Source organism: Pseudomonas sp. P135, from assembly GCF_020312125.1.
In the GTDB taxonomy this organism is placed as follows: domain Bacteria; phylum Pseudomonadota; class Gammaproteobacteria; order Pseudomonadales; family Pseudomonadaceae; genus Aquipseudomonas; species Aquipseudomonas fragariae.
On sequence record NZ_JAGPYR010000065.1, the window covers coordinates 1 to 347 of the forward strand.

Annotated in this window: 1 protein-coding gene and 2 tRNA genes; 2 read left to right on the top strand and 1 reads right to left on the bottom strand. The window is 48.1% G+C overall.

The window, feature by feature from the left end; genetic code table 11:
* Positions 1-13 precede the first annotated feature (13 nt).
* Both KBY08_RS26320 and KBY08_RS26325 read left to right on the top strand, forming a co-directional pair.
* Positions 14-90, top strand: a tRNA-Ile gene (locus KBY08_RS26320).
* Positions 91-120: 30 nt separating this feature from the next.
* Positions 121-196, top strand: a tRNA-Ala gene (locus tag KBY08_RS26325).
* Here KBY08_RS26325 and KBY08_RS26330 read toward each other — a convergent pair.
* Positions 167-347 (bottom strand): hypothetical protein (locus KBY08_RS26330; protein ID WP_225651326.1); only part of this gene is annotated, 181 nt, incomplete at its 5' end. The genes KBY08_RS26325 and KBY08_RS26330 overlap by 30 nt on opposite strands.

Consider the following 347-nt stretch of genomic DNA (forward strand, 5'->3'; position numbering starts at 1 on the left):
CAAGCTCGAAATTGGGTCTGTAGCTCAGTTGGTTAGAGCGCACCCCTGATAAGGGTGAGGTCGGCAGTTCGAATCTGCCCAGACCCACCAATTTTGTGTGGGAAACGCCTGTAGAAATACGGGGCCATAGCTCAGCTGGGAGAGCGCCTGCCTTGCACGCAGGAGGTCAGCGGTTCGATCCCGCTTGGCTCCACCACTTACTGCTTCTGTTTGAAAGCTTAGAAATGAGCATTCCATTGATCCTGATGATCAGTGTGTGAATGTTGATTTCTAGTCTTTGATTAGATCGTTCTTTAAAAATTTGGGTATGTGATAGAAAGAAATATAGACCGGGCACCTCTTTCACT